Annotated in this window: 22 protein-coding genes; 13 read left to right on the plus strand and 9 right to left on the minus strand. The window is 71.1% G+C overall.

Annotated elements, in window-relative coordinates; translation table 11 throughout:
• Positions 1-4 precede the first annotated feature (4 nt).
• From FCI23_RS33595 to FCI23_RS33620, 6 genes are all read right to left on the minus strand, one after another.
• On the minus strand, positions 5-1,462 hold the full coding sequence (locus FCI23_RS33595; protein WP_136727860.1) for a BNR repeat-containing protein: 1,458 nt from the start codon (positions 1,460-1,462) through the stop codon (positions 5-7).
• A gap of 17 nt (positions 1,463-1,479) precedes the next feature.
• The gene (locus tag FCI23_RS33600) at positions 1,480-1,800 is read right to left on the minus strand and encodes an L-rhamnose mutarotase (RefSeq protein WP_136727861.1); all 321 of its coding nucleotides are present in this window, start codon (positions 1,798-1,800) and stop codon (positions 1,480-1,482) included.
• A gap of 90 nt (positions 1,801-1,890) precedes the next feature.
• Positions 1,891-2,985, minus strand: coding sequence for a rhamnose ABC transporter substrate-binding protein (rhaS, locus tag FCI23_RS33605; protein WP_136727863.1), 1,095 nt, complete (start codon positions 2,983-2,985; stop codon positions 1,891-1,893).
• Between the two features lie 65 nt (positions 2,986-3,050).
• Complete coding sequence (locus tag FCI23_RS33610) at positions 3,051-4,034, minus strand: ABC transporter permease (RefSeq protein ID WP_136727865.1); 984 nt, start codon at positions 4,032-4,034, stop codon at positions 3,051-3,053.
• Positions 4,018-5,067, minus strand: coding sequence for an ABC transporter permease (locus FCI23_RS33615; protein ID WP_136727867.1), 1,050 nt, complete (start codon positions 5,065-5,067; stop codon positions 4,018-4,020). Before FCI23_RS33615 ends, FCI23_RS33610 begins: the two co-directional genes overlap by 17 nt.
• Positions 5,068-5,350: 283 nt before the next feature.
• The gene (locus tag FCI23_RS33620) at positions 5,351-6,877 is read right to left on the minus strand and encodes a sugar ABC transporter ATP-binding protein (RefSeq protein ID WP_136727869.1); all 1,527 of its coding nucleotides are present in this window, start codon (positions 6,875-6,877) and stop codon (positions 5,351-5,353) included.
• Between the two features lie 195 nt (positions 6,878-7,072).
• Between FCI23_RS33620 and rhaI the strand changes: the two genes are divergently transcribed.
• The 7 genes from rhaI to FCI23_RS33655 all read left to right on the plus strand — a co-directional run bounded on the left by rhaI (position 7,073) and on the right by FCI23_RS33655 (position 17,080).
• Positions 7,073-8,251 (plus strand): L-rhamnose isomerase, encoded by a 1,179-nt coding sequence (gene rhaI, locus FCI23_RS33625; RefSeq protein WP_136727870.1) that lies wholly within the window; start codon positions 7,073-7,075, stop codon positions 8,249-8,251.
• 622 nt (positions 8,252-8,873) lie between these two features.
• Positions 8,874-10,919, plus strand: a complete 2,046-nt coding sequence (locus FCI23_RS33630; RefSeq protein WP_136727872.1) for a bifunctional aldolase/short-chain dehydrogenase — start codon at positions 8,874-8,876, stop codon at positions 10,917-10,919.
• Between the two features lie 447 nt (positions 10,920-11,366).
• The gene (locus tag FCI23_RS33635) at positions 11,367-12,887 is read left to right on the plus strand and encodes a rhamnulokinase (RefSeq protein WP_246144302.1); all 1,521 of its coding nucleotides are present in this window, start codon (positions 11,367-11,369) and stop codon (positions 12,885-12,887) included.
• Positions 12,878-13,648 (plus strand): (Fe-S)-binding protein, encoded by a 771-nt coding sequence (locus tag FCI23_RS33640; protein ID WP_136727876.1) that lies wholly within the window; start codon positions 12,878-12,880, stop codon positions 13,646-13,648. The genes FCI23_RS33635 and FCI23_RS33640 overlap by 10 nt, the downstream gene beginning before the upstream one ends.
• The gene (locus tag FCI23_RS33645; protein WP_136727878.1) at positions 13,645-15,117 is read left to right on the plus strand and encodes a lactate utilization protein B; all 1,473 of its coding nucleotides are present in this window, start codon (positions 13,645-13,647) and stop codon (positions 15,115-15,117) included. Before FCI23_RS33640 ends, FCI23_RS33645 begins: the two co-directional genes overlap by 4 nt.
• Positions 15,114-15,767 carry a LutC/YkgG family protein gene (locus FCI23_RS33650; RefSeq protein WP_211265557.1) on the plus strand — a complete coding sequence of 218 codons (654 nt, stop codon included), beginning with the start codon at positions 15,114-15,116 and terminating at the stop codon, positions 15,765-15,767. The genes FCI23_RS33645 and FCI23_RS33650 overlap by 4 nt, the downstream gene beginning before the upstream one ends.
• Before the next feature lie 89 nt (positions 15,768-15,856).
• Complete coding sequence (locus tag FCI23_RS33655; protein WP_136727882.1) at positions 15,857-17,080, plus strand: S8 family peptidase; 1,224 nt, start codon at positions 15,857-15,859, stop codon at positions 17,078-17,080.
• 2 nt (positions 17,081-17,082) lie between these two features.
• On the opposite strand, the gene FCI23_RS33660 is transcribed toward FCI23_RS33655, so the two are convergent.
• The 3 genes from FCI23_RS33660 to FCI23_RS33670 form a co-directional block, all read right to left on the minus strand.
• The gene (locus FCI23_RS33660) at positions 17,083-18,741 is read right to left on the minus strand and encodes a bifunctional 3'-5' exonuclease/DNA polymerase (protein ID WP_136727883.1); all 1,659 of its coding nucleotides are present in this window, start codon (positions 18,739-18,741) and stop codon (positions 17,083-17,085) included.
• Between the two features lie 538 nt (positions 18,742-19,279).
• Positions 19,280-19,657, minus strand: coding sequence for a DoxX family protein (locus FCI23_RS33665; RefSeq protein WP_136727885.1), 378 nt, complete (start codon positions 19,655-19,657; stop codon positions 19,280-19,282).
• Positions 19,658-19,662: 5 nt separating this feature from the next.
• Positions 19,663-21,465: an ABC transporter ATP-binding protein gene (locus FCI23_RS33670; RefSeq protein WP_136727887.1), complete on the minus strand. Its 1,803-nt coding sequence runs from the start codon at positions 21,463-21,465 to the stop codon at positions 19,663-19,665.
• A gap of 98 nt (positions 21,466-21,563) precedes the next feature.
• Here FCI23_RS33670 and FCI23_RS33675 point away from each other — a divergent pair, with 98 nt between their 5' ends.
• The 6 genes from FCI23_RS33675 to FCI23_RS33700 all read left to right on the plus strand — a co-directional run bounded on the left by FCI23_RS33675 (position 21,564) and on the right by FCI23_RS33700 (position 25,461).
• Positions 21,564-22,034, plus strand: coding sequence for a MarR family winged helix-turn-helix transcriptional regulator (locus FCI23_RS33675; protein WP_136727889.1), 471 nt, complete (start codon positions 21,564-21,566; stop codon positions 22,032-22,034).
• 135 nt (positions 22,035-22,169) lie between these two features.
• A complete protein-coding gene (locus tag FCI23_RS33680) occupies positions 22,170-22,361 on the plus strand; it encodes a hypothetical protein (RefSeq protein WP_136727891.1) in 192 nt (63 codons plus the stop codon).
• Positions 22,361-23,311: an FAD:protein FMN transferase gene (locus tag FCI23_RS33685; protein WP_136727892.1), complete on the plus strand. Its 951-nt coding sequence runs from the start codon at positions 22,361-22,363 to the stop codon at positions 23,309-23,311. Before FCI23_RS33680 ends, FCI23_RS33685 begins: the two co-directional genes overlap by 1 nt.
• The gene (locus tag FCI23_RS33690) at positions 23,308-23,949 is read left to right on the plus strand and encodes a ferric reductase-like transmembrane domain-containing protein (protein WP_136727894.1); all 642 of its coding nucleotides are present in this window, start codon (positions 23,308-23,310) and stop codon (positions 23,947-23,949) included. Before FCI23_RS33685 ends, FCI23_RS33690 begins: the two co-directional genes overlap by 4 nt.
• A gap of 4 nt (positions 23,950-23,953) precedes the next feature.
• Positions 23,954-25,237 (plus strand): NADH-ubiquinone oxidoreductase-F iron-sulfur binding region domain-containing protein, encoded by a 1,284-nt coding sequence (locus tag FCI23_RS33695; protein WP_136727896.1) that lies wholly within the window; start codon positions 23,954-23,956, stop codon positions 25,235-25,237.
• A gap of 2 nt (positions 25,238-25,239) precedes the next feature.
• Positions 25,240-25,461 (plus strand): ferredoxin, encoded by a 222-nt coding sequence (locus tag FCI23_RS33700; RefSeq protein WP_246144304.1) that lies wholly within the window; start codon positions 25,240-25,242, stop codon positions 25,459-25,461.
• Positions 25,462-25,467: the final 6 nt, after the last annotated feature.

The following is a 25,467-nucleotide window of genomic DNA, read 5'->3' on the forward strand; positions in this document are numbered from 1 at the left end:
CCACTCAGACGGGAAGTTGGAAGTCGATGACGTGCAGGGGGGAAGGCGTGGTCGTCCCGGAGGAGGTCTCCTGGTACATGAAGGAGAGCACACCGTCGATGGAGACGCGGCTGTGGTCGACGACGACCTCGCCGAACGCGTTCAGGGTGCTGGTGCCGTCGTAGAGCACGGTCCAGTCGGTCCAGGACGAGCTTGCGGAGGCCGCGACGATCCGGCCGTACGGCATGACGACGTAGGCGTTGTCGTAGGCGTCGAGGACCAGTTGGGAGCGCTGGCTGGAGTTCATGGCGACCGGGACCTCGGTCTTGTGCCAGGTGCCGGCGGAGTCCTTCCAGACGTGGAAGGGGCGGGCATACGCGGTGCGGCCCGCGACGTAGTCGGTGACGCACTGGGTGAAGCGGCCGGGGACGTAGGAGATCAGGGCGTGCGGCAGGTTGCCGGAGTCGACCGCCTGGCTCTCCTGGTTCATCAGGGCGTGGTCGGGGTTGAGCGAGTCGACGACCAGGCCGGTGGAGGTGACCGAGACCAGAGTGGAGCCGGTGGTGCCGACGGAGGTGCCTGCGGAGTTCTTCCAGGTGCGGCCGTAGTCGGTGCTGTGGACGTAGACGGTGTCATGGTTGGTGAGGCCGCCGCTGTTGCACATCACCGCGCCGGCGTTCTCCCGCCAGGTGCCGAAGATGTGCAGCGTGCCGTCGCTGCCGTAGTCCAGGCCGTGGAGGTAGAGGTTGCGGGCGGCGCTGGAGCCGTGGGTGTCGGTGTAGGTGCCGGTGGCGCTGGTCCAGTTGCCGAGGTTGGCCCAGGAGCTGCCGTCGTACTCGGCGAGGGCGGCCTGGCCGTTGCCGGAGACGCCGGTGCGGTAGCTGAGCTGGAGTCTGCCCGCCGGGGAGACGATGAACTGGGGGTAGGTGAAGGTCGAGGTGAGCGCGACACCGTCGAGGCTGGTCTGTACGGAGCCGAACTGGGCGGCGGTCCAGGAGTGCGAGGCGGGGTTGCTGACGAGTCCGGCGACGGACTTGACGTAGAAGTAGCCGCTGCTGTGCGAGTCCATCACCAGGTGGAGCCGGCCGTCACTGGGCGATATGCCCGCCGATATCACGTTGTGCGAGTCGTCGGTGCTGAGGGTGTGGCCGACGGTGACCTTCGACCAGGTGGTGCCGCCCAGGGCGCGGCGGGCGACAGTGGCGTTACGGTCGGCGGCGTACCAGACGGCGTACTGGTAGCCGCCAGTGGTGACCAGGCCGTTCTGGAAGGCGTTGTTGTTGACCAGGCCGTTGTACGAGACGAAGTACAGGGCCGTGGAGTCCAGCACGGTGGTGGAGATCTGGGTGGCGGACGGGCCGGTGGCAGCGGTGGCCCGTCCTGCGGCGGCTCCTCCGACGGCGAAGGCGACGGCGCCGCCGATGGCGCCGCGCAGCAGGTTTCGGCGGTTCGGCGAGCCAGGTGAGTTCGGGGAGAGGGACATCGTCGGCTCCTCGGAGATCAGGCTAGGTGGAAGACCTCGGTCAGCGGCCGCATGGCCTCGTCGGGCTTGGCACCGTCCAACGCCTCGAAGAAGCCGGCCATCTCCGTCTGCCAGCGGGCGTTGACATCGGTGGCGGCCATGGCTGCCTGCGCGGCGGCGAAGTCGTGGGTCTCCAGGTAGCCGACCAGCAGCCCGTCCTCGCGCAGGAAGAGGGAGTAGTTGCGCCAGCCGGTCGCGGAGAGTGCTTCGAGCATCTCCGGCCAGACGGCGGCGTGGCGCTCTCGGTACTCCGCGAGCCGGTGCTGACGGACCTTCAGCAGGAAGCAGACACGCTGCATGGGGGGCGTCCTGGTCCTTCCCTCGGCCGGCCCGGGTCCTGCCGCACCGCGTGATGGGTGCCTGGTGCGGCGGGACCGGGCCGGGTGCGGTCAGAAGTTGAAACCGTCGATGTTGGACTTGTCGAAGACGGTGGGCTTGCCGAGGATGACCTCGCCGTTCGCGCCGATCTTGTAGGTGCCGAGCTTGCCGGCCTTGAAGGTCTCGCCCTCGGCGCCGGTGATCTGGCCGGAGGACAGTGCGGCGGCGGCGTACGCGGCCAGATAGCCGAGGTTCTTCGGGTTCCACAGCGAGAACTGCGCGACGGTCCCGTCCTTGACGTACTTGCGCATCTGGTTCGGCGTGCCGAGACCGTTCACCACCACCTTGCCCTTGTAGGACGAGGAGCTGATGTAACGGGCGGCGGCGGCGATGCCCACGGTGGTCGGCGAGATGATGCCCTTGAGGTCGGGGTAGGCCGCGAGCAGGCCCTGGGTCTGCTGGAAGGACTTCTGGTCGTCGTCGTCACCGTAGGCGACCTTGACCAGCGTCATGCCCTTGTACTTGGGCAGCGCCAGTTCCTGCTTCATGAAGCCGATCCAGGTGTTCTGGTTCGTGGCGTTCTGGGTCGCCGAGAGGATGGCGATCTTGCCCTTGTAGTTCAGCTGCTTGCCGAGGTTCTGCACCAGGCTGCGGCCGATCTGCTCGGAGCTGGCCTGGTTGATGAAGAGCTGGCGGCAGTCCTTCGCCGTGTCGGAGTCGTAGGCGACGACCTTGATGCCCTTCTTCATCGCCTCCTTGAGCGGGGCGCACACGGCGTTGGGGTCGTTGGCGGCGAGCAGGATCGCGTTCTGCTGCTGCTGGATGAGGGTGTTGATGTAGGAGACCTGGGAGGAGGCGCTGGAGTCGGAGGGACCGACCTCCTTGGCCGTGCCGCCGAACTCCTTGGCGCCGGCGATGCCGGAGTCGTCGACGATGGTCTCGTAAGGGTTGTTGATCGCCTTCGGGAGGAAGGCGATCTTCAGTCCCGTCTTCAGCGGCGCGTCCGGGTTGGCCGTGGCGGACGAGGTGACGGAGCTGCCGCTGCCGCTGCTGGAGGAGGAGGACTTCTTGGTGGTACCGCCGCAGGCGGTCGCGGTGACGGCGATCACGCAGACGGTGGCGACCGCGGCGAATCCGCGCACTCTGACGGTGGTGCTGATGGACATGGTTGGGCCCTTCTTCATTGAACGGGTTACCAAAAAGGTGGGGTTGCGTGGGGAGTGGTGCGCCGTCAGGCGGCCGCGCGGCGGTGGCGCCGTTCCAGAACCGCGGCGATCACGCGCGGGGTCGTGACGGAGGCCACGAGGAGCAGACCGGTGACAATCACCTGAATCTCGTTGGCCACATCGTTGAGAATGAGCAGGTTCTTCAGGAAGCCGATGAGGAGCAGCCCGGCGATCGCGCCGCCCAGCGTGCCCTTGCCGCCGTCGAAGTCGACACCGCCGAGGAGGACGGAGGCGATGACGAGCATCTCGAAGCCCAGGCCGTTGTCCGCCCGCGCGCTGCCGTAACGCAGGGTGAAGACGATTCCGGCGAACGCCGAGAACAGGCCGGTGAGGACGAAGAGCAGCAGCTTGATCCGCTTGACCCGGATGCCGGCGAACCAAGCGGCCTGCTCCTGCGCGCCGATGGCGAAGAGCGACCGGCCGAAGCCGGTGGCGTGCAGGACGACCGCGGTGATGACGGCGAGGACGGCGAACAGGGCGATCGGGTACGGGATGAAGCCGAGGACGGTGGTGGTGTCCGAGGTCCAGTTGGCGTACTTCTCGGGGAAGTCGGTGATCGCGTTGGAGCCCAGGGCCACCGAGGCGAGTCCTCGGTAGAGGGTGAGGGTGCCGATGGTGACAGCGAGGGAGGGCAGTCCGACCTTGGTCACCAGCCAGCCGTTGAGCAGGCCGCCCAGCACTCCGACGACCAGCACCACGGGGACGATGGTCTCGAACGCCCAGCCCGCGTCCCACAGCTTTCCGCTGAGGGCGCTGGACAAACCGAGCATCGAGGCGACCGACAGGTCGATCTCGCCGGCCACCACCAGGAGGGTCATGGGCAGCGCGATGATCGCGACCGGCGCGATGTCGTTGAGCGCGAAGGCCAGATTGCCGGTGGTGGCGAAGCCCTCGGTGCTGCCGGCCCCGGTTGCGAAGACCGCGACGAGCAGCACTCCGACGGCGACGTCCCAGCGCAAGAAGCGGCTCAGGTCAGGCCTTGGTGACATGGCGGGCACTCCTCTTCCGCAGTGCGCTGGTCATGCGCAGGTTCAGAATCCGGTCGACGCTGATGGCCGCGAGCAGAAGCGCACCGGTGATGGCGTTCTGCCAGAAGGAGTCGACCTTCAGCACCACCAGCGCGCTGCCGATGGTGGTGAGCAGCAACGCGCCCAGCGCCGCGCCCCAGACTGTGCCGACGCCGCCGGTGATGGCGACACCGCCGACCACCACCGCGCTGACCACGGTCAGCTCCCAGCCGTGCGCGTTGTCCGCCACCACGGTGCCGAAGCGGGCCAGCCACAGGGCGCCCGCGAAGCCCGCGACCGCGCCGGAGAAGACATACGCGCCGAGCACCCGGCGGCGGATCGGCACTCCGGCGAGGCGGGCCGCCTCCGGGCTGGAGCCGATGGCGTAGAGCTCCCGGCCGCTGCGGTAGGACCGCAGGTAGTAGGCGGCCCCGGCCAGCACCACCGCCGCGATCAGCGGCAGGTACGGGATGCCGAGCACGCTGCCGCTGCCCAGGGAGAGGACGGAGGACGGGACATCGGCGGCGTTGATCTGCTCGCCGTGCGCCCACCAGTAGTCGATGCCCTGGATGATGTAGAGCATGCCGAGCGTGACGACGAGCGCCGGCACTCGCCCGAAGCTCACCAGCGCTCCGCTGACCAGGCCGCACGCCGCGCCGAGCGCGAGCCCGAGCAGCAGGACGAGCACGACGTTGTGGCCGGAACCCGAGACGAACTTGCCGCAAGCGAACGCCGACAGGCCGACGACCGAGCCGACCGACAGATCGATGTTCCGGGTGAGGACGACGACCGACTGGCCGACTGCGAGCAGCGCCAGGATCGACGCGTTGAGCAGCAGGTCCTTGATGCCCTGGTCGGACAGGAACCGGTGGTTGGACAGCCAGGTGCCGAGGACGAGCAGCGCCAGACAGCCGGCGATACTGATCTCCCTGGCCCGGAAGACGGTTTCGGTCAGCGACCGCGCCGAGCGCTGCCCTTCCGACGCCGCCGGGGGGCTTTCGACGGAGGCCGTCATGCGGTGCTCCTTTCATCAGACCCGCCACGGTGACGGTTGCCGGGCGCCTCGGCGCCCGGCCTTACGGGGCCGGCCGCTTGCACGGCGGGGCCACGGCCGTGCCGCGCGGTGCCGAACGGGCCCGGGGCGGCGCCGGCGGTCCTTCCCCGCCCGTACCGCCCGCCCGGTGCGGGACGCCGCGCGGCAGCCGCGGGGTGTGTCCGGTGCGGCGCGCGCCCGGCGGCACGCGGTCCGGCGGCACGCGGTCCAGCGGCACGCGGTCCGGCGGCCGTGCGCCGGCGGCTCACGCCGCCTTCCCCGTGTCGCCGCGGCCGGTGGCGGCGGCCATCACCGACTCCTCGTCGGCTTCGCCGCGCGGTATCTCGGCGGCGATCCGGCCCTCGTGCATGACGAGCACGCGGTCCGCCATTCCCAGCACCTCCGGAAGGTCGGAGGAGACCATCAGCACCGCGAGGCCCTCGGCGGCGAGCGAGGAGAGCAGCCGGTGCACCTCGGCCTTGGTGCCGACGTCGATGCCGCGGGTCGGCTCGTCGACGATGAGCACGCTCGGATTGGTGGCCAGCCACTTGGCCAGGACGACCTTCTGCTGGTTGCCGCCGGACAGCACGCCCACGCTGTCGGAGAGCCGGTTGTACTTGAGTTGCAGCCGCACCGCCCAGTCGGTGGCACGGCCGCGCTCCAGGACCTTGCGTACCACACCGCCGCGGCCCAGTTCGGCAAGGCCGGTGAGGCCGATGTTGCGTTCGATGGACATCTCCATCACCAGGCCCTGCTGCCGCCGGTCCTCCGGGACCAGGGCGATCCCGGCGTCCATCGCGGCCGTCGGCGAGCCCGCCCGCAGGATCTTGCCGGCGACCTCCACCTCTCCCGCGTCGGGCCGGTCCACGCCGAAGACCGACTGCACGACCTCGCTGCGGCCGGCGCCGACGAGCCCGGCGAGCGCCACGATCTCGCCGCTGCGGACCTCGAAGGAGACATCGCTGAAGTGGCCCTCCCGGGTGAGCCGCCGAACCGAGAGGGCGGTGGGGCCGAGCTCGGCGGCCTGCTTGGGATAGAGCTCGCCGAGGTCGCGGCCGACCATCCGTCGCACGAGGTCGTCCTCGGTGAGTCCGTCGAGGAGTTCGCTCGCGATCCGACGGCCGTCGCGCAGGGTGGTGACGCGCTCGCAGAGCCCGAAGATCTCCTCCAGGCGGTGCGAGATGAAGAGCACCGCCGCGCCCTGCTCGCGCAGTGTCCGTACGACGCCGAAGAGCCGGGCCACCTCGGTGCCGGTGAGGGCCGCGGTCGGCTCGTCCATGATCAGGACGCGGGCGTCGAAGGAGAGTGCCTTGGCGATCTCGACGATCTGCTGGTCCGCGATGGACAGGCCGCGGGCCGGCTGCTCGGGATCGAGGTCGACGCCGAGCCGGCGGATGAGTCCCGCAGTGGCCTCGCGCACGGCCTTGTGGTCGACCCTGCCGAGCGAGCGGCGGGGCTGGCGCCCCATGAAGATGTTCTCGGCGACAGTCAGGTCGGGGAAGAGCGTCGGCTCCTGGTAGATCACGGCGATGCCGGCGTCACGGGCCTCGGACGGCCCGTGGAAGACGACGGGCTCGCCGTCGACCAGCACCCGGCCGGCGTCGGGCCGGTACACCCCCGCGAGCATCTTGATCAGTGTGGATTTCCCGGCACCGTTCTCCCCGGCGAGGGCATGTGCCTCGCCGGGAAAGAGCTCCAGGGACACGCCCTGCAGGGCTCGTACCGCGCCGAAGGACTTGCTTGCGTACTCCAGTGAGAGCACGGGCCGTCCCGCCGTCTCCGGCTGGTCCATGGTGGCCTCGCATGAAAGGTTTCAACTAAGTTTCACGGACGTTAGGCCGTGCCCATGCCATGCGTCAATGCCTTCGTTTCAACTTTTCCGTCCCGTGACCACCGAGCGATCAGTCGGTCATGGCCAGTGCTTGACACCCTGTGGAACGAGGCTTAGCTTCCCCTAAGTGAAACGATTCATGGCGGGAGCGATGACATGACGACCGACCTGTCCGCGGTGAAGGCTGCTCTGAAAGCCCAGGCCGTTGAGACGCCTTCCTGGGCGTACGGGAACTCCGGCACCCGGTTCAAGGTGTTCGCGCAGGCCGGCGTGCCGCGCACCCCGCAGGAGAAGCTCGACGACGCGGCCCGCGTCCATGAATTCACCGGTGTCGCGCCGACCGTGGCCCTGCACATTCCCTGGGACAGGGTCGAGGGCCCCACCGGCTATGCGGACCTTGCCTCGTACGCCGGCGAGCGCGGGCTGAAGCTCGGCGCCATCAACTCCAATGTCTTCCAGAACGACGACTACAAGCTCGGCTCGGTCGCCAACCCCGATCCCAGGATCCGCCGCAAGGCGACCGACCACCTGCTGGACTGTGTCGACATCATGGACGCCACCGGGTCCCAGGATCTGAAGCTGTGGTTTGCCGACGGCACCAACTATCCGGGCCAGGACGACATCGCCGACCGCCAGGCCCGGCTCGGCGAGGCCCTCGCGGAAGTGTACGAACGGCTCGGTGACAACCAGCGGATGCTGCTGGAGTACAAGTTCTTCGAGCCGGCCTTCTACGCCACCGATGTCCCGGACTGGGGCACCGCGTACGCCCACTGCCTCAAGCTCGGCCCCAAGGCCCAGGTCGTGGTGGACACCGGCCATCACGCGCCGGGTACCAACATCGAGTTCATCGTCGCGACGCTGCTGCGCGAGAACAAGCTGGGCGGCTTCGACTTCAACTCCCGCTTCTACGCCGACGACGACCTGATGGTCGGGGCCGCCGACCCGTTCCAGCTCTTCCGGATCATGTACGAGGTCGCACGTGGCGGCGGCCTCAAGGCGGAGACCGGTGTCGCCTTCATGCTCGACCAGTGCCACAACATCGAGGCGAAGATCCCGGCGATCATCCGCTCCGTGATGAACGTCCAGGAGGCCACCGCCAAGGCCCTGCTCGTCGACGCGGACACGCTGCGCGCGGCGCAGCAGTCGGGCGATGTGCTGGAGGCCAACGCGGCACTGATGGACGCGTACAACACCGACGTGCGGCCGCTGCTGGCGGAAGTCCGCGAGGAGCTCGGGCTCGACCCGGATCCGGTCGCCGCGTACAAGGCCTCCGGCTGGGCCGAGAAGATCATCGCCGAGCGCGTCGGCGGCGAACAGGCGGGCTGGGGCGCGTGAGGCCTCCGGCGGGGTCCGGCGGCGACGCGGGCGCCGCCGCGACGGCGCGGCTCGGGCCGCCTGCGAGGCGGGTACTGCCTGCCGCGCAGGCGGTATCACCGGCCACGACGTTGCGGATGCCTGCGGCAACGGACGGGCCGGCTGCTGACCGCGCCCAGCTGCGGGTCGCCGGGCCGCGCCGTCCCGCCTCTCGCCATCGCGACGGGAGAGAGATGTCCGGTGGCCGGTACGTCCTCCGCCCGTGGATTGCGGCCGGTTCAACGCCCCCGGACGCCGCGGTCCCCTTTCCCGCCGTCGCGGCGGGAAAGGCATGCGCGATGCGCGAAGCGTCGTCCGCCCTTGGATCGCGGCCGGTCCGGCACAGCCGGGCACGGCCGTCGTGGTTGCTCGCCGTCCCGGCGGAAAGAGGCAACCCGCGCGGCAGGGCGACGCCCACCGCACCCCGCATGATGCATTCTGGCGGCCCAGGGCCCCGCGCGTCGCTGCGTGCTTCCAGTCCCACCGCGACGGCGGCCAACCACGACAGCGTTTCCGGCCGTGCCCGAACCACCGCAGCCCCGGGGACGGCGCCGTCCCGCGCCGCCCGCCAACGACTCCGCACCGACTCACGAGGAATCTCACGATGACCGCAGAACCGCACCCGCAAGCAGCGGAGCTGCTGGAACGCAGCCACCGGCTCGGAGCTGATCCGCGCAACACCAATTACGCGGGCGGCAACACGTCCGCGAAGGGCACCGCCACCGATCCCGTGACCGGCCAGGACACGGAATTGATGTGGGTGAAGGGATCCGGGGGCGACCTCGGAACGCTCACCGGGGGCGGGCTGGCCGTGCTGCGGCTGGACCGGCTGCGGGCACTTGCCGTGGTGTATCCGGGCGTTGAGCGCGAGGACGAGATGGTCGCCGCCTTCGACTACTGCCTGCATGGCAAGGGCGGGGCGGCTCCGTCGATCGACACGGCGATGCACGGCCTGGTGGACGCCGCGCATGTGGATCACCTGCACCCCGATTCGGGCATCGCGCTGGCGACCGCCGCCGATGGCGAGGCGCTCACGAAGGAGGCCTTCGGGGACCTGGTGGTCTGGGTGCCGTGGCGCCGCCCCGGCTTCCAGCTCGGACTGGACATCGCGGCGATCAAGACGGCGAACCCGCAGGCCATCGGCTGCATCCTCGGGGGCCATGGCATCACCGCTTGGGGCGCGACCTCGGAGGAGTGCGAGCAGAACTCGCTGCGCCTGATCCGTACCGCCGAGACGTTCCTGCAACAGCGCGGCAAGGCCGAGCCCTTCGGCCCCCTGCTGCCCGGTTACGAGGCGCTGCCCACGCGGGAGCGCCGGACGCGGGCCGCCGCGCTGGCTCCGGTACTGCGCGCGATCGCCTCCGCGGACCGGCCGCAGGTCGGCCACTTCACCGACTCGGGAGCGGTGCTGGACTTCCTCGCCCGCGACGGGCATCCGCGGCTCGCGGCGCTGGGCACAAGCTGCCCGGACCACTTCCTGCGGACGAAGGTGCGCCCGCTGGTCCTCGACCTGCCGGCCGCAGCCCCGCTGGAGGAGGCGGTCGCCCGCCTCAAGGAGCTGCACGCCGAATACCGCGCCGAATACCGCGCGTACTACGACAGGCATGCCACCCCCGACTCCCCCGCGCTGCGCGGCGCGGATCCGGCGATCATCCTGATCCCGGGCGTCGGGATGTTCTCCTACGGCAAGGACAAGCAGACCGCGCGCGTGGCGGGCGAGTTCTATGTCAACGCCATCAATGTGATGCGCGGCGCCGAGTCGGTCTCCTCGTACAAGCCGATCGAGGAGTCCGAGAAGTTCCGGATCGAGTACTGGGAGCTGGAGGAGGCCAAGCTGCGGCGGATGCCGGCGCCCAAGCCGCTGGCCGGCCGGATCGCGCTGGTCACCGGCGCCGGCTCGGGGATCGGCAAGGCGATCGCGCACCGGCTCGTCGCCGGGGGCGCCGTCGTGGTCGTGGCCGATATGAACGCCGAGAACGCGGCAGCGGTCGCGGAGGAGCTGGGCGGCGCGGACAAGGCCGCCGCGGTGACGGTGGACGTCACCTCCGAGGAGCAGATCGCGGCGGCGTTCGACGAGACGCTGATGGCCTTCGGCGGGGTGGACCTGGTGGTCAACAACGCGGGTATCTCGATCTCCAAGCCGCTGCTGGAGACCACCGCCAGGGACTGGGACCTCCAGCACGACATCATGGCCCGCGGCTCGTTCCTGGTCTCGCGCGAGGCTGCCCGGATCATGATCGAGCAGTCTCTGGGCGGCGACATCATCTATATCGCGAGCAAGAACGCCGTGTTCGCGGGCCCGAACAACATCGCCTACAGCGCCACCAAGGCCGACCAGGCCCACCAGGTCCGGCTGCTCGCGGCCGAGCTGGGCGAGCACGGCATCCGGGTCAACGGCATCAACCCCGACGGGGTGGTGCGCGGCTCCGGGATCTTCGCGGCCGGCTGGGGCGCCAAGCGTGCCGCGGTCTACGGGGTGGAGGAGGAGAAGCTCGGCGAGTTCTACGCCCAGCGCACCCTGCTCAAGCGCGAGGTGCTGCCCGAGCACGTGGCGAACGCGGTCTTCGCCCTGACGGGCGGCGATCTGACGCACACGACCGGCCTGCATGTCCCGGTCGACGCCGGGGTCGCGGCGGCGTTCCTGCGGTGACGCCTGCCCGGGCGGTCTTCGCGGCAGCGGCGGCAGCGGTGCCGGACCGCCATGCCGCGCCTCCGTGGCTGCTCGCCGTCCCGGCGGCGGGCGATCCCGCCGCCGGGACGAACCGCCGGAAGGGCCGCGGTCGCAGATCGCGGCCCACGATGCCAGGGACGGTGCCCCGACGGCCCGGCGCCGGGCGCCTCCCAGCCGCCAGGCTGAGGGACGGCGTGGAATCCACCGCAACCCGCCGGAGCTCCGCCGGGCCGGCACCAGCTCCTGTCCGGCGGACCGGACTGCGGTCGCGCCATGGTCCGCCTGGCAGGGATCAATCGCAGGTGGCGGCCACACCGCACCAAGCACGGCGGCGTCCGGCCCCGGAGGCCGCCGTGCGGTCGCCACCGGTCGGCTCCGCCCATCGCTTCTGCCCGCATCGCTGCCCGCACCACCGAGGTACTCGACGTGACTTCCACCGCCCCGCGTTCCACCGCCGCCCCCACTCCCGCCTCCCCGGCCGCGTTCGCGGCAGTGGATCTGGGCGCGTCCAGCGGACGCGTCATAGTCGGCCGGCTCGCCGCCGGCGCTCTGGACCTCGAGGAGGTGCACCGCTTTCCCAACCGCCCGGTCCGGGTGGGCCGGACGCTGCACTGGGACATGCTCGGGCTGTACCGGGGCGTGCTGGACGGTCTGCGGGCCGCCGGACCGGTGACGTCGGTCGGTATTGACACCTGGGCGGTCGACTACGGACTGCTCGACGCGTCCGGCGCGCTGCTCGGCAACCCCGTGCACTACCGCGACGCCCGCACCGAGGGCGTGGCGGCCAAGGTCGCGGCGATCCTGCCGCCCGAGCGGTTGTACGCGGCGACCGGCCTGCAGTACCTGCCGTTCAACACGGTCTACCAACTGGCGGCAGCGCAGGGCACCCCGCAACTCACCGCGGCCCGGCGGCTGCTGCTCATCCCCGACCTGGTGTCGTACTGGCTGACCGGGGTGGCCGGGACAGAACTGACCAATGCCTCGACCACTCAGCTGATCGATCCGCGTACCGGCGACTGGTCGGTGACGGTCGCCGACGCGCTCGGCATCGACCTGTCGCTGTTCCCGCCGCTGCGCCGCCCGGGGGACCCCGCCGGAGAGCTGCTGCCCGAAGTCCTCGCCGAGACCGGGCTGACCGGACCCGTCCCGGTGACCGCCGTCGGATCGCACGACACCGCCTCGGCCGTTGCCGGGGTACCGGCGCGTACGGGCAGCCGGTTCGCGTACATCTGTACGGGCACCTGGTCGCTCGCCGGGATCGAGCTGGACACGCCCGTCCTCACCGAGGAGAGCAGACGCGCGAACTTCACCAATGAGCTGGGTGTCGACGGCACGGTCCGCTTTCTGCGGAACATCATGGGCCTGTGGATCCTCCAGGAATGCCTGCGCGACTGGGAGGCCGAGGGGCTCGGCCACGACCTGGACCGTCTGCTGAGGGGTGCCGCCGTGGCGGTACCCCTGCGGTCGGTGGTCGACGCGGGCGACTCCGCGTTCATCGCGCCGGGCGGAATGCCCGGCCGTATCGCCGAAGCCTGCCGCCGCACGGGCCAGCCGGTGCCGCGCGACGCGGCCGAGACCGTCCGCTGCGTCCTGGACTCGCTCGCGCTGGCCCACCGCAGTGCCGTCGAGGACGCGCAGCGGCTGTCGGGCCGGGAGGTGGATGTGGTGCACATCGTCGGCGGAGGCGCGCACAACGAGCTGCTGTGCCGGCTGACGGCGGACGCGTGCGGGCTGCCGGTGGTGGCCGGGCCGGCCGAGGCGGCGGCGCTGGGCAACGTACTCGTACAGGCGCGAGCGGCCGGCGCGGTGTCCGGTAGCCTCTCAGACATCCGATCTCTGCTTCACAGAACCCAGCCGCTGAGGCAGTATGAGCCGTCGGACGACCGCAACTCGTGGGACCTGGCAGCCGCCCGGATCGCGGGCGGAAAGGAGGCGACATGCGCGTAGCGCTCTTTGTTACGTGTGTGAACGACACGCTGTACCCCGATACGGGGCGGGCGGTCGTGACCCTGCTGGAGCGGCTGGGGGTGGAGGTCGACTTTCCGGCGGCGCAAACCTGCTGCGGGCAGGCACAGTTCAACACCGGCTACCGGCACGAGACGGAGCCGCTGGTACGGCGGTACGCCCGGGCTTTCGAGGGCTACGACTACATCGTTACGCCGTCCGGCTCGTGCGTGGCGATGGTGCGCGACAACTATCCGCGGATCGGAGCGAAGGCGGCGGCGGAAGGACGCGGCGGCTCGCTCACCGCGATCGCGGAGAGCGTGGTCCCCCGGACATATGAGCTGACCGAGTTCCTGGTGGACGTGCTGAAGGTGACGGATGTCGGGGCGTACTTCCCGCACACCGTCACCTATCATCCGACCTGTCACGGACTGCGGATGCTGGGTTTGGGGCGGCGGCCGTTGGAACTTCTCAGCCATGTGAAGGGCCTTGAGCTGGTCGAGCTGCCGGGCGCGGAGGAGTGCTGCGGCTTCGGTGGCACCTTCGCGGTCAAGAACGCCGCCGTATCCGCGGCCATGGGCGCGGACAAGGCCCGGCACATCGGCGAAACCGGCGCCGCCGCGGTGTGCACGGTCGACAACTCCTGTCTGATGCACATCGGCGGCACCCTCACCCGGCTCGGATCGGTGACCCAGCCACTCCATCTCGCCGAGATCCTGGCCGCCACCGAGGAGCACCCCTACCCGCTGGAAGGCGTCCGATGAGCGGCACCTATCTGGGCATGCCCGCCTTCCCCGAGGCGGCGAACAAATCCACGCAGAACACCCGAATGCGTGCCAATCTCACCCATGCCACCCACACCATCCGCGACAAGCGCGCCAAGGCCGTCGCCGAGCTGGAGGACTGGGCGCAGCTGCGGGCGGCCGGTGCCGCCATCAAGGACCGTGCGCTGCGCCACCTGGACCGCTACCTGGAACAGACGGAGGCTGCGGTCGTGGCCGCCGGCGGCCATGTGCACTGGGCGGCGGACGCGGAAGAGGCGAACGCGATCGTCACCGAACTCGTGCGGATGACGGGTGAGACGGAGGTCGTCAAGGTAAAGTCGATGGCCACGCAGGAGATCGGCCTCAACGACGCCCTGGCCGAGGCGGGGATCACCGCGTATGAGACCGACCTGGCCGAGCTGATCGTGCAGCTCGGCGACGACCTGCCCTCCCACATCCTGGTCCCGGCGATCCACCGCAACCGCTCGGAAATCCGGGACATCTTCAATGACGCCATGGGCAAGTGGGGCCGTCCCGCGCCCGAAGGACTGACGGACCGTCCGGCGGAGCTCGCGGATGCGGCGCGGCTGCATCTTCGGGAGAAGTTCCTGCGGGCGAAGGTGGGGATCTCCGGGGCGAACTTCATGGTCGCCGAGACCGGCACGCTGGTGGTCGTGGAATCCGAGGGCAATGGCCGGATGTGCCTGACCCTGCCCGAGACGCTGATCTCCGTCGTCGGCATCGAGAAGATCGTGCCCAGCTGGCAGGACCTGGAGGTGTTCCTGCAGTTGCTGCCCCGCTCGTCCACCGCCGAGCGGATGAACCCGTACACCTCGATGTGGACGGGCACCACGGATGCCGACGGCCCTCAGACCTTCCACCTGGTGCTCATCGACAACGGCCGCACGGACACCCTCGCCGACACCATCGGCCGTCAGGCGCTGCGCTGCATCCGCTGCTCGGCCTGCCTCAACGTCTGCCCGGTCTACGAGCGGGCCGGCGGCCACGCCTACGGCTCCGCCTACCCGGGCCCGATCGGCGCCATCCTCACCCCGCAACTGCGCGGCATCCAGAGCGAGCTGGACGCCTCGCTGCCCTATGCCTCGTCCTTGTGCGGCGCGTGCTACGAGGTGTGCCCGGTCGCGATCGACATCCCGGAAGTCCTGGTCCATCTGCGGGAGCGGGTCGTGGAGGGCGGTGAGGTGACGATCCACGGCAACAGGACGATCATCAAGCCCGCCAAGGGCCATGCCGCCGAACGCGCGGCGATGCGCGCCGCCCGCTGGGCGCTGGACCATCCGGCCGCGCTGCGCACCGGCCAGCGTCTGGCGTCCCGCACCCGCCGCCTGCACCCCAAGCGTCTTCCGGGGCCGGGAAGGGCCTGGTCGGAGACCCGCGACATCCCCACCGTGCCGGCCGAGTCCTTCCGTGACTGGTGGCAGCGCACCCGCGAGGAGAATCCCAAGTGAGCACCCGAGACCAGATCCTGGGCCGGATCCGCCGCGCGCTGGCAGATGTGCCCCGGGGCGAGACCCCCGGTGATGTCCCGGTCGAGCGCGACTATCTACGGGTCCATGGTGCGCGTACGCCTGAGGAGAGCGCCGACCTGCTCGCCGAGAACCTCGCCGACTACCGCGCCATCGTGCACCGCACCACCGCCGCGGAGCTGCCCGCCCGAATCGCCGCGGTGCTGGCCGACCGCAAGGCGCGCACCGTCGTCGTCCCGACCGGCCTGCCCGGGTCATGGCTGTCCGCCGCACCCGAGGTCGGACGGGTCGCGGACTCCCCCGCCCTGACGCCGTACGAGCTGGACGCCGTGGACAGCGTCGTCACCGGCTGCGCGGTCGCGATCGCCGAGACCGGCACCATCGTCCTGGACGCCGGGCCGGACCAGGGCCGCAGGCGGATCACTCTCGTGCCCGACCACCACATCTGCGTCGTCCGGGTGCCGGAGCAGGTGGTGGACTCGGTGCCGCAGTCCCTGGAGCGGCTGGACCCCGCCCGGCCGCTCACCTGGATCTCCGGCCCGTCGGCGACCAGCGACATCGAACTGGACCGGGTGGAGGGGGTACACGGCCCGCGCACCCTGGAGGTTGTCCTCGTCGTCCAAGATCTCTGATGGAGTATCCGGGCGCGCCAGGCTGTCCTGACGGCTGATAGGCATGGACCTGAAGGGGGGGCCCGTCGCATTCCGTCAAGGAGTCCCCCATGCGCATGTCCTGGCGCTTGTCGGCCGTCGCCGCCCTGGCCGCGCTCGTCCCCGCCGTCGCCCTGCCCACCGCCTCCGCGGAGCCGGGTGCTGCCGCGGCGGCGAAACGCACCAGTCCGGCGCCCCTGCGGCTGGCGACGGACGATGGCATCCCGGGCCAGTACCTGGTCACCCTTCAGTCCATTCCCGCTGGGGGCGTCTCGATCTTCGCCGGTAATTTCAAGATCAAGCCGCTGTACGTCTACGGCAGCGCGATGTTCGGCTTCGCCGCACAGCTCACCCAGTCGCAGGTCGCCCTGCTGCGGCAGAGCGCTCTCGTCTCCGAAGTCGAGCAGGACCGGCGCGTCCAGGTCTCCCCCGGCGAGCGGGCAGCGCCGCAGCCGGCGACAGCCGGCCGGGCCTCCGCCACCTCGTGGGGCCTGGAGCGGATCGCCGAGCGCCGGCTGAGCGGCCCCGTCACACAGGTCAAGGCGGACGGTCACTCAGTCACCTCTTACATCATCGACAGCGGCATCGAGTTCTCCCACCCGGAGTTCGGCGGGCGCGCGGTGCTCGGCTCCGACCAGATCCACGACGGACGCAACGGCGTGGACTGCAACGGCCACGGCACTCATGTGGCCGGCACCGTCGGCGGCGCCACCACCGGGGTGGCCAAGAAGACCAAGCTGGTCGCGGTCCGGGTCTTCGACTGCACCGGAGAGAGCGCCAACTCGACCATCATCGCCGGGATCGACTGGGTGACCGCCAACGCCAAGAAGCCGGCCGTCGCCAACCTGTCGCTGGGCGGCCCCTACTCCAACGCCGTGAACACCAGCCTCAACGCCCTGGCAGACAAGGGTGTGTTCCTGGCCGTCGCGGCCGGCAACAGCAATGCCAACTCCTGCCTCACCTCGCCGGCCAGCGCCCGCGGGGCGTTCACCGTGGCCGCCACCGACCAGTTGGACCGCAAGGCGTCCTTCAGCAACTGGGGCAGCTGTGTGGACATCAACGCCCCCGGTGTGGCCATCCACTCCGCCTATCTGGGCGGTGGGTACGCGGACCTGAGCGGCACCTCCATGGCGTCGCCGCACGTCGCGGGCATCGCGGCGCTCTACAAGGACACCTTCGGGGACAAGTCCACCCCGGCCGTGGCGAACTGGCTCCTCAACAACGCGACCCCGGGCATCCCCTCCGACGCGGCGTCCGGCACCCCGAAGGCTTTCGCCTACACCGGCGGGCTCTGATCTCACTTGGCCTCCGCATAGCACGCGACCGCATGGCTCTCCAGCGGGAACGGTACGGGGGTGGGGCCGAAGACCAGGCCGCGGGCTTCCTCCGCGGCCTGGGTCACTGCCTGTTCGACCGCCGGCACCGTCTCGGCGGGGGCGTGGACGACAACCTCGTCGTGCTGGAAGAAGACCAGCCGCGGCGCGCCGTCCAGCCCGGCGAGCCTGCGCCGCAGCGCGGCCAGCAGCGCCAGCGCCCAGTCCGCGGCGCTGGCCTGGATGACGAAGTTACGGGTGAACCTGCCACGGGCCCGGGCGTCCGAGGGATTCTCGCCCTCGGACGCCTCCCAGCCAGGGGATGTACGGCCCAGCCGGGAGCGGACGACTCCGCCTTGTTCGCCGGTGCGGGCGGCCGACTCGACCAGCCCCATCGCGTCCGGGAAACGGCGGCGCAGCACATTGAGCAGCGGGCCCACCTCCCCGCTCGTCTGCCCGTACATCGCGCCGAGCAGGCCGAGCTTGGCGCGCTGCCGGTCACCGTCGAAGGCGGTGCGGGCCATGCCCGCATACAGGTCACCCTCGGCTGCCGCCCTGACCAGGCCCGGGTCGCCGGACAGGGCGGCCAGCACACGGGGTTCCAGCTGTCCCGCGTCGGCGACGACCAGCCGGTGCCCGGGATCGGCGACCACGGCGGAGCGCAGCAGCCGGGGGATCTGCAACGCACCGCCGCCACGGGTCGCCCAGCGGCCGGAGACGACACCGCCGACCACATACTCCGGGCGGAATCTGCCGCCGCGTACCCACTGCTCGCGCCACGCCCAGCCATTGGCCGTGTGGATCCGGGACAGCTCCTTGTAGCGCAGCAGCAGTGCCGCCGCCGGGTGGTTCACCTCGCGCAGCACCCAGGAGCGGGTGGAGGCCAGCTGCACCCCGGCCTGGGCGAAGGCCTGCAGGACCTGGGCGGGCGAGTCGGGGTTGACCGGGCGGCCGAGCGCCTCCTGGACCTGCCTGGCCAGTTCGGCCAGCAGCTTCGGCCGGACGCCGCCGGCCGGGCGGGGTCCGAGCAGGCCGGTGAGCAGCTCGTCGTGGACGGCCGCGCTCCATGGCAGACCGTCGTAACCCATCTCGGCCGCCGCCAAGGAGCCCGCGGACTCCGCCGCGCACAGCAGGCGCATCCGTTCGGGATGGTCCACGAGCGCAATGCGGCGCTGCTGTTCGGCATGGACCGCGACCACCGCCTCCAGCGGATCCGTCTCGGGAGGCAGCCGCTGCCGGTCGGCTGCGAAGAGCACCGGCTGGTCGTCGGCTGAGCCCTCCGACGGGTCGGCGGGCACCGGCAGGCCATGGAGCCGTGCCCAGGCCGCACCGAGCGTCCGGGGCTGACCGTACTGCTCGTCGTGGGCCAGGAGCAGTGCCTCGGTGAGCTTGAGGTCGTGGCAGCGGGCGAGCCTGGCCGGGAGATGGTCGAGCAGCCGGGGGTACAGCTCGTCCGTGGCCGCCCAGACCCAGCGCGGCGGCTGCCGCTGCCCCAGCTCCCGCTCTGCGAGGGCAGCCGCGAGGTCGGCGGCATGCTCGGGCGGCCCTGCGGGACTGCCGTCCTCGGCGAGCGGTCGCAGTCGGCCGCCGGACCCTGCGGGGTCTGCGGCCACGGCAATCAGGGGGCTCGTCGGAACGGTCATGTTCCGACACTAGACGCGACCACTGACAGCCCCGGCGCCTGCTGGGGCGCCTGCGGCGCTCTCCCCTCCCCGCCCCTTCCCTTAGGGGCCGCGCGAATAGGTGGGGTGGAGGAAGGAGCGGGGCGAGGGGCAAGTCTGGCAAGGCGGAGGAGGGAGGCGACGCGGAGCGTCGTCGACCGACGACAACGCCGCCAGGCGCCGCCCATCGGCGCGCGACGCCGCCCCACCTATTCGCGCGGCCTCTTAACCGGGGGCTCCGCCCCCGGACCCGCCCCCTACGCCCTGCGGGCGGGGGGACCCCCCCGGGTCCTTCAAACGCCGGACGGGCTGAACTGTCATGGCGTTGTAGGCAGGCGTGCCGCAGGGCGATAGGGGCACCTCCCATGCCCTTGAGGCTATGGGGGAGGGCGGGCACAACGCCGACCACCGGCCCGCGCATGAACACCGGGGCCCGGGCGGAGCCCTGGTTTCGGGAAGGTGGGGGCACCTCCTGGGGGCACCTCCCGGCCGAAGGCTGGGGGAGGTAGCTGGGGGAAAGTCAGGGGAGAGGCCCGCCGCGGGCGACCCGCAGCCCCCACAGCACCAGCGGCACCTGGAGCGGGAGACGGGCGTACGCGACGGCCCTGAGCGGGGCCGGGCGGCTCCGCCAGTCCACCGCCATCCGGAAGTTCGCGGGAAGGACCGCGGTGAACAGGACCGCGGCAAGGGCGCCGCCCGCCCGGCGGGTGCGGGGCTGGGCGACAGCCGCGGCGACGACCAGCTCCGCCGCGCCGCTGAGGTATGTCCACGTACGCGGGGATCCTGGCAGGACCCGGGGGACGATGGCGTCGAACGGGCGCGGGGCCAGGAAGTGCGCGACCCCGGCGCCGGCGAGCAGACCCGCCAGGAGCCGGGCGGAGCGATCAGGTGCTGGCATGGGGTTCAGACTACGGGCGTGAGCTGGGCGTCGCGGCGTACGAGGGCGGTGTACCGGCCGTCCAGTGCCAGGAGTTCGTCGTGGGTGCCGCGTTCGGCGATCCGGCCGTGGTCGAGGACGACGATCTGGTCGGCGTCGCGGACGGTGGAGAGCCGGTGGGCGATGGTGATGGTCGTACGGCCGGCGGAGAGGGAGTCGATGGCTTCCTGGACGGCGAGTTCGGTGCGGGTGTCGAGGGCGCTGGTGGCTTCGTCGAGGATCAGGACGGGCGGGTCCCGCAGGATGGTGCGGGCGATCGCGAGGCGCTGCTTCTCACCGCCGGAGAAGCGGTAGCCGCGTTCGCCGACGAGCGTGTCGTAGCCGTCGGGGAGGCTGGTGATGTGGTCGTGGATCTGCGCGGCCCTGGCGGCGTCGGCCAGTTCGTCGTCGGTGGCGTCGGGTTTGGCGAAGCGGAGGTTCTCGGCGACGGAGGCGTGGAAGAGGTAGGTCTCCTGGGAGACGACGCCGATGGATTCGGCGAGGGTGTCGAAGGCCAGGTCACGTACGTCGATGCCGTCCAGAGTGACCCGGCCGCCGGTGACGTCGTACAGCCGCGGCACCAGGTAGCTGAGGGTGCTCTTGCCGGAACCGGTGGCGCCTACGACGGCGAGACTGCCGCCGGCCGGGACGGTCAGGTTGATGCTGTCGAGCGTAGGGGCTTTGGAGAGCGGGTCGTACGAGAAGCGCACGTCCTCGAAGCGGACGTCCCCGCGGGCGCGTTCCAGACGGACGGGGTCGGCGCGTTCGGTGATGTCGACGGGCAGGTCGAGGTATTCGAAGATGCGCTGGAAGAGTGCGAGGGAGCTCTGCACCTCCACACCGGTGGAGAGCAGTTGGACCGTGGGCCGGAGCAGGCCCTGCTGGAGCGATACGAAGGCGACGAGGGTGCCGGTGCTGACGGCGGGCCCGCCCGCGTCGAGGGAGATGCCCGCGGCCCAGTAGATGAGGGCGGGCATGGCGGCCATGACGATCCCGATGACGGACATCCGCCAGCGTCCGGCCATGTTGGAGCGGACCTCGAGGTCGACGAGCTGTTCGGACTCCTCGGCGAAGGACGCGGTGAGCGAGTCGGCGCGGCCCATGGTGCGGCCGAGGAGGATGCCGCTGACGGAGAGCGACTCGGTGACGATCGCGGACATCGCGGCCATCTGCTTCTGCCGCTTGGTGGTGATCCTCTTGCGTTCGGCACCGACCTTGCGGCTGATCCACACGAACAGCGGGAGCAGGAGCAGCGAGACGATCGTGAGCCGCCAGTCGAGGGCGAGCATGGCGACGACGGAGGCGATGACGCTGGTGAGGTTGGAGACCAGCGAGGTCGCGGTGGAGGTGACGGTGGCCTGCATGCCGCCGATGTCGTTGGCGATGCGGGACTGCACCTCGCCGGTGCGGGTGCGGGTGAAGAAGGCGAGCGACATCCGTTGCAGTTGGGCGTAGACGGAGGTCCGCAGGTCGTGCATGACGCGCTGGCCGACGGTGGTGGAGATCAGCGTCTGCAGGACGCCGAAGACGCTGTTGAGGACAGCGGTGGCGATCATGCCGAGGGCAAGCAGGCTGAGCAGTCCGGTGCGGCGCTCCGGAAGCGCGGTGTCGAGGATCGCGCGGAGCAGGAACGGCGAGGCGATGGTGACGAGTGAGGCTGCGGCGACCAGCAGTCCTACGAAGGCCAGCCGGCCCCGGTAGGGGCGGAAGAGGCGCAGGACGCGGCGTACGTCAGCGGGGTTGTCGGGGTCCTTGGGCGGTGGCGTCCACCGTGGTTCTCGGGGGTGCATGGGCTCCTTCGGGGGCCTTGAGGGTTGGAGCGACGTAGCAGAGCATAGTTCATTGTTACCTATACTCACAATGAGCTAGATCCTGATAAGGTCGCGGTATGGCCACCGACACCGCCGAGACCACTGGCCGACTCGCCGACCAGCTGCTACGCCTCACCAAACGGCTGCGCAAGGGCCATGTCCGGCGGCTCACGCCGCTTGGGATCACCCCGACGCAGGCGCGTGTGCTGCAGATCCTGGCCCATGCCGAGGCGCACGCCGAGCAGCCGCCCAGGATGGCGGATCTGGCCGAGCGCCTCGATGTGGTGCCGCGCTCGGTCACCACGCTGGTGGACGCCCTGGAGGTCGCGGGCCTGGCCCGCCGCAGTCAGGATCCGGCCAATCGGCGGGTGGTCCGAGTCACCCTCACAGAGGCAGGCCAGGAGGTGCTCGCGCGGCTGTGGCAGGCGCGGCGCGAGGCCGCGGAAGAGCTGCTGGCTCCCCTGTCAGGGGATCAGCGGGAGGCGTTGAGCGCACTCCTGGAGCAACTCGACGTGGCGCGCTGCGGGGTGGACAAGGGCCCGACCTGAGGAAAGCTCAGCCAGACATCATTGGTACCTCACAACCTTCTCACAAATTTCCCCGACGGTAGGTGTTACTGCCAACCGAGGGAGCACGTTGTGGGACACCGGGATATACGGAGAGGGGCGACACGCACGAGGGGGGTGACCGCCGCCGTGGCGGTGGCCGGAATCGTGGGTGTCTGGACCATGGTCGGCGCTCTTGAGAACGCCTCCGAGCCGACGCCCAGCAGCAGCACTGCGAATACCGGGACCAGCTCCAACCTGCAGGCCCCGGCCTCGGCCCCCACCGCCGCAGACTCGGGGTCCAGCGACTCGACCTCGGGGAGCTCCTGATGCGCGCTCTCGCCGCGGCCGACTTCCGCGCCCTCGGCTGCGACGCCCGGCTCGTCGTGACAGATCCCGACCACCTCGAAGCGTGCCGCTGGCTGCTGGAGAAGGACCTCGCGACGATCGACGCCACCTGCAGCCGATTCCGGTCCGACTCCGAACTGGCCTCGCTCGACACCGCCGGGGGCCGGACGACGCCGATCGGGGCGCTGCTCGGCGAGGCGCTGTCGGTCGCGCTGCGCGCCGCCGAGGCGACCGACGGCGATGTCGATCCGACGGTGGGCTCGGCGATGAACGAACTCGGTTACGACCGGGACTTCACGCTGGTGCACCGCGACGGCCGCCCGGTCCGGCTGACGGTGCGGCCGGTGCCCGGCTGGCGCCGGGTCCGGCTCGACCGCGCCGCCGGCACCGTCACCATGCCGCCCGGCACCCGCCTCGACCTCGGCGCGACCGCGAAGGCGTGGGCCGCCGACCGGGCCGCACAGATGCTGGCGGCGGCGTCCGGCTGCGGGGTACTGGTCAGTCTGGGCGGCGATACCGCCGTCGCCGGGAAACCGCCGGAGGGCGGCTGGCGGATCCGGGTGCAGGACATCACCGGACACCCCGACGAACCGGCCACCGGGCCGGACACCACGGTCGCCATCCGCGAGGGCGGGCTCGCCACCTCGGGCACCTCCGCCCGCCGCTGGCGGCGTGGCGGCCAGGAGATGCACCACATCGTCGACCCGCGCACCGGCCGGCCGGTGCGAACCCCCTGGCGCACCGTCACGGTCGCCGCCGCGACCTGCGCGGACGCCAATACCGCCAGCACGGCGGCACTGGTACGCGCAGCGGCCGCGTACAACTGGCTGGAGCGGCTGCGGCTGCCGGCCCGGCTGGTCGCCACGGACGGCTCGGTCGTTCGCACCACCGGCTGGCCGCAGGAGCGGAAAGACAAGGAAGAAGCGGCATGAACGACTCCCCCGTCCTGTGGTACCTCAACCGGGCCACCGGAGTCGTCTGTCTGGTGCTGTTCACCCTCGTCATGCTGCTCGGCATCGCGGTGCGGCTGCGCGGGCGGCTGCCGGGTCTGCCGCGCTTCGGCACGGTCTGGCTGCACCGCGATATCTCGCTGACGGCGGTGGCGTTCCTGGCGGCGCACATCGTGACCGCGGCCGCGGACTCGTACGTCTCGATCGGCCTCACCGATGCGCTGGTGCCCTTTGTCTCCGGCTACCAGCCGCTCTGGACCGGGCTCGGCACCGTGGCGTTCGACCTGATGCTCGCGGTGACGGTCACCAGCCTGGTCCGGGTCCGCCTGGGGCGCCGGATCTGGCGGGCGGTGCACTGGCTCGCGTACGCGTCCTGGCCGGTCGCCGTGGCGCACGGCATCGGGATCGGCACGGACGCCGGAGCCGGCTGGGCGCTCTGGCTGACGATGGGCTGTGTCGCGGCGGTCGCCGTGGCCGTCGGCGTACGTGTCATGAAGGGCGTACGCGACTCGCAGGAGCAGCAGCCCGCCACGATCCTGGCCGCCGCCACCGCCCGGGACCGCGTCCCCGCCGTTTCCGCGCCGGGCGGGTCCGCCCGTACGCCCCGAACAGGAGCCTGACCCCATGCCCGCCATCAGCACGACCCGCACGACGTCATCCCGGCCGGCCGACGCCGCCGCCCCGTTCCGCCTGCTCCCGCCGCCGGGCACCGGTCCCGTCGGCCTGTCGGCACACATTGCCCGGTACGGTGTCCCGCCGTACGGGTCCCCCCAGCACGTCGTCACGGAGGTGCGGGACGCGGGCCTGGCCGGTCACGGCGGTGCGGCCTTCCCCACCCACCGCAAGCTGATCTCGGTCGCCGAGGCCGGGCGGCGCACCGGCCGGACGCCGGTCGCCGTCGCCAACGGGGCCGAGGGCGAGCCCGCCAGCTTCAAGGACAAGACACTGCTGCGCGACGCCCCGCATCTGGTGCTGGACGGCCTGCAACTAGCCGCCGAGGCCGTCGGTGCGGGCGAGGCACATCTCGCCATCGAGGCCGGGACCGGGCTGCGCGCCCCGCTGACGGCGGCCATCGCCAAGCGCGCGGAACACGGTGCCGATCTGCTCCCCGTACGGCTGACCGAGGTCCCCCGGCGGTTCCTGTCCGGCCAGTCGTCGGCGCTCGCCGAGCACCTGTCCGGCCGCCCGGCACTCCCCCGCTACCAACGGCCGCCAGTGCGCGAGCGCGGCGTCGGCCGGGCACCGACCCTGGTGCAGAACGCCGAGACGCTGGCTCATCTGGCCCTGATCGCCCGTTACGGCGCTGCCTGGTTCCGCAGCGCCGGTACGGAGGACGAGCCGGGAAGCATGCTCTGCACCGTCCATGCGGCCGGTCACCGCCCCTGGGTGACCGAGGCGGCGTTCGGTACCCCGCTGCGGCAGTTGGTGCCGTTGGACAGCGGCGTCCAGGCGGTCCTGGTCGGCGGGTATCACGGCATCTGGATCCCCGCCGGGCAGGCTGCGGGGCTGCGGCTCTCGGCGGCCGACCTCGGTTCACCCGGCGCGGGTGTACTGGCCGCGCTCCCCGCCGACCGGTGCGGGCTTGTCGAGACGGCGCGGGTGCTGCGCTATCTGGCCCTGCAGTCCGCGGGACAGTGCGGGCCCTGCCTCAACGGGCTGCCGCGCATCGCGGCGGCCTTCTCCACCCTCGCCGAACGGGGACCCGGTGGCGATGCGGTCCGTGATGACATCGCCCGCTGGGCGGGACTGGTCGAGGGACGTGGGGCCTGCCACCACCCCGACGGCACCGTACGGCTGGTGCGCAGCGCGCTGACCGTCTTCGCCGGCGAGATCGACGAGCACGGCCGCGGCTACTGCCGGGGCGCCGGCGGCGCGCCGCTACTGCCCGTACCGGCAGAGGAGTACTGACGATGGACACGCGAGCCATGGCGACGCAGGCCGCCCCGCGGATCGACATCGACTGGACCGGATGCGTCGGGCACGGCCTCTGCGCCGAGCTGCTGCCGGAGCACATCACCCTCGACGAGTGGGGCTATCCGCTGGCCGACGGCAGACCGCTGCCGCCCCGCACGGTCAAGCGTGCGCGGAAGGCGGCAGCGGCCTGCCCCGTACTGGCGCTGAAGATCGGCTGACGGGCC

It is taken from the genome of Actinacidiphila oryziradicis (assembly GCF_005047355.1).
Classification (GTDB): domain Bacteria; phylum Actinomycetota; class Actinomycetes; order Streptomycetales; family Streptomycetaceae; genus Actinacidiphila; species Actinacidiphila oryziradicis.

Coding starts and splice junctions, on each gene's coding strand:
- FCI23_RS33595 (WP_136727860.1), bottom strand. CDS start 1,462: ATGTCCCTCTCCCCGAACTCACCTGGCTCGCCGAACCGCCGAAACCTG.
- FCI23_RS33600 (WP_136727861.1), bottom strand. CDS start 1,800: ATGCAGCGTGTCTGCTTCCTGCTGAAGGTCCGTCAGCACCGGCTCGCG.
- rhaS (WP_136727863.1), bottom strand. CDS start 2,985: ATGTCCATCAGCACCACCGTCAGAGTGCGCGGATTCGCCGCGGTCGCC.
- FCI23_RS33610 (WP_136727865.1), bottom strand. CDS start 4,034: ATGTCACCAAGGCCTGACCTGAGCCGCTTCTTGCGCTGGGACGTCGCC.
- FCI23_RS33615 (WP_136727867.1), bottom strand. CDS start 5,067: ATGACGGCCTCCGTCGAAAGCCCCCCGGCGGCGTCGGAAGGGCAGCGC.
- FCI23_RS33620 (WP_136727869.1), bottom strand. CDS start 6,877: ATGGACCAGCCGGAGACGGCGGGACGGCCCGTGCTCTCACTGGAGTAC.
- rhaI (WP_136727870.1), top strand. CDS start 7,073: ATGACGACCGACCTGTCCGCGGTGAAGGCTGCTCTGAAAGCCCAGGCC.
- FCI23_RS33630 (WP_136727872.1), top strand. CDS start 8,874: ATGACCGCAGAACCGCACCCGCAAGCAGCGGAGCTGCTGGAACGCAGC.
- FCI23_RS33640 (WP_136727876.1), top strand. CDS start 12,878: ATGCGCGTAGCGCTCTTTGTTACGTGTGTGAACGACACGCTGTACCCC.
- FCI23_RS33645 (WP_136727878.1), top strand. CDS start 13,645: ATGAGCGGCACCTATCTGGGCATGCCCGCCTTCCCCGAGGCGGCGAAC.
- FCI23_RS33655 (WP_136727882.1), top strand. CDS start 15,857: ATGCGCATGTCCTGGCGCTTGTCGGCCGTCGCCGCCCTGGCCGCGCTC.
- FCI23_RS33660 (WP_136727883.1), bottom strand. CDS start 18,741: ATGACCGTTCCGACGAGCCCCCTGATTGCCGTGGCCGCAGACCCCGCA.
- FCI23_RS33665 (WP_136727885.1), bottom strand. CDS start 19,657: ATGCCAGCACCTGATCGCTCCGCCCGGCTCCTGGCGGGTCTGCTCGCC.
- FCI23_RS33670 (WP_136727887.1), bottom strand. CDS start 21,465: ATGCACCCCCGAGAACCACGGTGGACGCCACCGCCCAAGGACCCCGAC.
- FCI23_RS33675 (WP_136727889.1), top strand. CDS start 21,564: ATGGCCACCGACACCGCCGAGACCACTGGCCGACTCGCCGACCAGCTG.
- FCI23_RS33685 (WP_136727892.1), top strand. CDS start 22,361: ATGCGCGCTCTCGCCGCGGCCGACTTCCGCGCCCTCGGCTGCGACGCC.
- FCI23_RS33690 (WP_136727894.1), top strand. CDS start 23,308: ATGAACGACTCCCCCGTCCTGTGGTACCTCAACCGGGCCACCGGAGTC.
- FCI23_RS33695 (WP_136727896.1), top strand. CDS start 23,954: ATGCCCGCCATCAGCACGACCCGCACGACGTCATCCCGGCCGGCCGAC.
- FCI23_RS33700 (WP_246144304.1), top strand. CDS start 25,240: ATGGACACGCGAGCCATGGCGACGCAGGCCGCCCCGCGGATCGACATC.